At 61.0% G+C, this 4,664-nt stretch carries 5 protein-coding genes; 4 read left to right on the top strand and 1 reads right to left on the bottom strand.

Going from position 1 to position 4,664, the window contains the following annotated elements; genetic code table 11:
- The first annotated feature begins 151 nt into the window (after positions 1 to 151).
- Positions 152 to 868: an Ig-like domain-containing protein gene (locus RMO15_RS06340; protein WP_309709396.1), complete on the top strand. Its 717-nt coding sequence runs from the start codon at positions 152 to 154 to the stop codon at positions 866 to 868.
- A 16-nt stretch (positions 869 to 884) separates the two neighbouring features.
- On the opposite strand, the gene RMO15_RS06335 is transcribed toward RMO15_RS06340, so the two are convergent.
- A complete protein-coding gene (locus RMO15_RS06335; protein ID WP_309709394.1) occupies positions 885 to 1,862 on the bottom strand; it encodes a hypothetical protein in 978 nt (325 codons plus the stop codon).
- Positions 1,863 to 1,908: 46 nt separating this feature from the next.
- On the opposite strand from RMO15_RS06335, the gene RMO15_RS06330 reads away from it, so the two are divergent.
- The 3 genes from RMO15_RS06330 to RMO15_RS06320 all read left to right on the top strand — a co-directional run.
- Entirely contained in the window at positions 1,909 to 2,319 is a 411-nt protein-coding gene (locus RMO15_RS06330) for a protease inhibitor I42 family protein (protein ID WP_309709391.1), read from the top strand.
- A gap of 9 nt (positions 2,320 to 2,328) precedes the next feature.
- The gene (locus tag RMO15_RS06325) at positions 2,329 to 3,663 is read left to right on the top strand and encodes a DUF1501 domain-containing protein (RefSeq protein WP_309709387.1); all 1,335 of its coding nucleotides are present in this window, start codon (positions 2,329 to 2,331) and stop codon (positions 3,661 to 3,663) included.
- The coding region (locus tag RMO15_RS06320) for a DUF1549 domain-containing protein (protein WP_309709385.1) at positions 3,660 to 4,664 on the top strand (1,005 nt) is incomplete at its 3' end. The genes RMO15_RS06325 and RMO15_RS06320, both read left to right, overlap by 4 nt.

The following is a 4,664-nucleotide window of genomic DNA, read 5'->3' as shown; positions in this document are numbered from 1 at the left end:
GCTTCAAGGTGAACCCCGTTCATGGCGTCTGGTTTGAAAATAGCCTCCTGACAGCCCTCCCTGAGGGTTCCGCTCCGAGATTTTCATGCTCTGTGGTGAAGCATCTTCATGAGGACTGTATAATTCCCTCAACGAACTCTGGAGAATTCGAATGTCTGTATTGTCCCTCTCACGCCGTCTTTTTCTTACGTCCCTTGCCCTACCACTCTTTCTCACAGGCTGTGGCGGTGGAGGAAAAGGGGATGCGTCCAACTCACGAGCCACGGGTGCCGCAGAGTTTACGATTAACTGGCCCGAGCAGAGCCGCTTGATCCCCACCGCAGCGCAGAGCATTAAGATCGCGCTCAGTGGAACCGCCAGTGTCGAGAGAACCGTAGCGCGACCTCCCGCAGGCACGAATCAGACTACAGTGACGTTTAACGACTTAGTCGTCGGGAACTACACCGCGGCAGCCAGCGCCTACCCCAACGCCGATGCTACGGGCGTGGTACAGGCCACAGGCTCGACCACAGTGACGATCATCAAGAACCAGACGGCCACCGGCACCCTGACAATGGATACGACGGTTACCAAAGTGGGTGTTACTCCAGCCACTGCCTCCATTGCCATTGGCGGAACCCAAGCAGTGACGGGAAGCGCTCAGGATGCCGCCAACGCCACCGTTTTGACAGCCCCCACCAAGTGGACATGGAGCACCAGTGACGCTACTGTTGCGACGGTTTCCGCCTCGGGCAACCCTGCCACGGTAACGGGCGTAAAAGCAGGAAGCGTCACCATAACCGGCACTGAGACGGAGTCGGGCAAGACCGCCACGATGAGTATCACGGTCAATGCGGACAAGGGCAACCTAGAGCTAACCATCAAGTAACCACGAGAGCACCACCTTACCCTGGAAGTGCCCAGCCGCGCAGGGTGACAAATCCGGTGAAGAGTTTTTCCCAGCGCTTTGTGTCGCCGAGAGATCTGGCACCAGGTGGGACAGTCATGACAAACGTGCCCGGTGCAAGACGTGTGTCGAGTTTGAGGGAGCGGATCGCGTAGGTCGTCTGCTGGAGCTGGGCCTGAGGTACCCAAATGTACTGGGGCACATCGTAGCGTTTGGGATAGTCCTGCCCCTTGAGCCACAAAAGCCGGGACTCTTCGACACGAGTTGGCAGCGTATGAGAATCGAAGTCGAGGGTTGTTATGTCCCTTACGGTTTCGCCGAAGCTCCAGGAGCTGGGGCGTGCTCCCCTGAATTCAATTACCACGCGCGGCTTTCCGTCAAACGAGACGAGAGTGAGCGACTGGAGCCTGCGCGACTTGAGAGCGGAACGTACTTGCTCCGCGAAGGAAAGATCCCCCACTCCCCAGCCCGCTCCCTTTGGGAAAAATCCTGCCAGTGGCTCCTGGCTCAGGCCACGACCATCGGGGAAGCCAAAGCCACAGGAGTACGTGCCCGGACCGTTCCGCCCACTCCAGAGATACCACTCCAGCCAACCATCGGAAACATGAAGGCTCTCTTGTCGTCCCTTTTCCGCTTGCTCAAAGCGTAGCCGGTTCGGGCGGGCATAGGCGAGGCAAATCGTTCGCGAGTAGCGGAGGTTAAAGTTGGTGCAATTCGTGCGCTCAATCTGTGCCTCAAGCGTATATGCACTTTGAAGTGCTCGTTCGTTCTGCTCTAAAAGCTCGACGGCGGCGTTGTCCCAGTGCTCGACACTCGGCGGTTTGGTGCGAGGCAGCGGCTTGGCGACAGTGCGCGGTGGCTCGGGGGAGGCGCGTAGCACGATCTCGCGACAGAGTAGCCCCATCGCGGCGAGAAGTAGCGTCAGGCTGATCCCACAGCCCCAGGTTTTTACGGTGCGTCTCCTCAGTACTCGCATGGAGAGACGTATACCCGACGGACAGGCGAAAATGGTAAAATCACCCATGTCTCGACATATCGCTCGCTCCTTCCCACTGCTGGGAATCACTTTTCTGGCCACTGCTCTGTTTGCCGCGGCGCACCAACCCCTGACCAAAACACTAGGCGTCTTGGACAAGGACAACGAAGTTAGTGTCAAGCTGGGGGAGAGCTTTACGGTTCGCCTCCCCGCCAACCCATCAACGGGCTATAGCTGGTACTTCTTCAGCGGCAACGATCCCTGGAAGCTCAAAAGCCGCAAGTACAGCCAGACTCCCGCCAATCCACGCCTGGTTGGAGTCGGGGGTGAAGAGACATTCACCTTTGAGACAACAACTCCTGGCACGGGTTATCTTCGTCTGATCAGTGCCCAGTCCTTCGATGCCAAGCTCTCTCTGGAAAATGTCTGGCAAGTGCGTCTCAAAGTCAAAAAGTAGGTAGCTTCTATGCTAGACACACTGGCGCTAAGCTTTATCGAGAATCAGACACTGCACCATGCCCCCAAGGCAAAGCGCGTAGTGCAGCTCTTCATGTCCGGCGCAGCCAGCCAGTGCGATACTTTTGACTACAAGCCGGAGCTGATCAAACGGCGCGGCGAGAAGTTCGATCCGGGCGGAAAAGTGGAGCTATTCCAGAGCGCGCCGGGAGTGGTGATGCCCTCGCCGTGGGAGTGGAGGCGCTACGGCAAGAGTGGGCGCTGGGTGAGCGGGCTCTTTCCGCACTTGGCCGAGTGCGTGGACGACATGGCGTTTCTCTACGCAATGGTCGCCAAGTCCAACGTGCATGGCCCGGCGACATTTATGCAGAACACCGGCTTTGTCCTACCCGGCTTTCCCAGCATGGGCGCGTGGCTGAGCTATGGCCTCGGCTCGCTCAATGACAACTTACCCACGTTTGTGGTGCTTCCCGACAACCGTGGCGTCCCGCCCAACGGCCCGGCGAACTGGGGTGCGGGTTTTCTACCGGCAACGCACCAGGGAACCGTGGTGAAAGCCGGGGCGAAGACCCCAATCTACGATCTGTTTCCGCCCGAGCGGCCCTATCTGACGCCCCAGAGCGAGCGCGAGAGCCAGGCACTCTTGCAGAAGTTCAACAAGGCCCACCAAGCCACGCGGCCCGGCGACACGCGCCTTAGTGCCCGCCTCCAGTCCTACGCCCTTGCCGCGCGGCTCCAGCTCTCTGCGCCGGAGGTGCTTGATATCGCGGGAGAGTCGCCGGAGACCCGCAGGCTCTACGGCGTGGACGATCCCGTGACGGCGGATCTGGGGCGGCGCTGCCTGACGGCGCGGCGGCTTTTGGAGCGGGGCGTGCGCTTTGTGCAGATCTGGAGCGGCGCGGACAATGGCTTCCCCCGGCGCAACTGGGACTCGCACGAAGACCTCGCACGCGATCACGGAATGCTGGGCGCGGAGCTGGACAGGCCCGCCGCCGCGCTGCTCAAAGACCTCAAGGCACGCGGCCTGCTCGACGACACGATCGTGATCTGGACGACGGAGTTTGGGCGGATGCCGTGTAGCCAAGGCGGCAAGGGGCGCGATCACAACCCGGCAGCGTTCACGAGCTGGATGGCGGGTGGCGGCATTAAAGGCAGCACCAGCTACGGCGAGAGCGACGAGTGGAGCTTCCGCGCGGCGGTCAATCCCACCTACTGCTACGACCAGCACGCCACGGTCTTGCATCTGCTCGGAATAGACCATAAGCGACTCTCGTTTCGCCACAACGGTATTGACCGCCGCCTCACTGATGTCCACGGGAAAGTGATCCAGGAGATTCTCGCATGACCCCACAACCTCCCCCGATTCCACCGCCTCCCGCGATTGTCCGAACCCACTGTCTCCCCTGCCACGGCCCGGCGCAAGCCGCTGCTGGCGTACGTCTGGATCGGTCCCTCACCGCCGCGCTGGCAAAAAAAGTCCTCGCCGCCCTCGCCTACGATAGCACGATTAAGATGCCCCCCAGCGGCAAGCTCGCTCAGAGTGAGCTTACGCCCCTCGCCGCCTGGGCACGCGCCACCAAGCCCGAAAAGCCCCACTGGGCCTGGCAGGTGCTAACCTCCCCCCTAGCCCCTCTCCCGGGCAGTCGTTCCTCCTTGGGAAAGGGGAATCCGAGTCAGAACCCCCTTTCCCAGCAAAGAATGAGCGCCCGGGAGAGGGGGCAGGGGGAGAGGTTGAAAGGGCTAGGGGCTGGGGGAGATGGCTTCATCGACACCTACCTCCTCGCCAAGCTCCAAGCCAAAGGCCTAGGCTTTTCGCCCGAGGCCGACAGGCGCGCGCTGATCCGCCGGCTGAGCTTTGACCTCACGGGTCTACCGCCCACGCCCACCGAGATCGCAGCGTTTGTGAGTGATAAGCGACCCGATGCCTACGAGAGACTCGTGGATCGCTTGCTCGCCTCACCGGGCTATGGCGAGCGCTGGGGGCGCAAGTGGCTGGACGTGGTGCACTACGGCGACACGCACGGCTACGACAAGGACAAGCGCCGCGACAATGCCTGGCCGTATCGCGACTGGGTGATCGGAGCGCTGAACAAAGACATCCCCTACTCGCAGTTTGTGCAGCAACAAGTGGCGGGCGATGTGCTCACGCCCGGCGATCCAACAGGGATTGTCGCGACCGGCTTTCTCGTCGCAGGCCCCTGGGACTTTGTCGGGCAGGCGGAGCTGCGCGAGGGCACGGTGGATAAAGAGAAGACACGGACGCTGGATCGGGACGACATTGTCACCAACACGATGGCGACCTTTAACAGCGTGACGCTTCACTGCGCCCGCTGCCACGACCACAAG

It is taken from the genome of Armatimonas sp. (assembly GCF_031410135.1).
GTDB lineage: Bacteria > Armatimonadota > Armatimonadia > Armatimonadales > Armatimonadaceae > Armatimonas.
The sequence above is the reverse complement of the archived record's forward strand: the minus strand, read 5'-3'. Positions and strand labels throughout refer to the sequence as shown.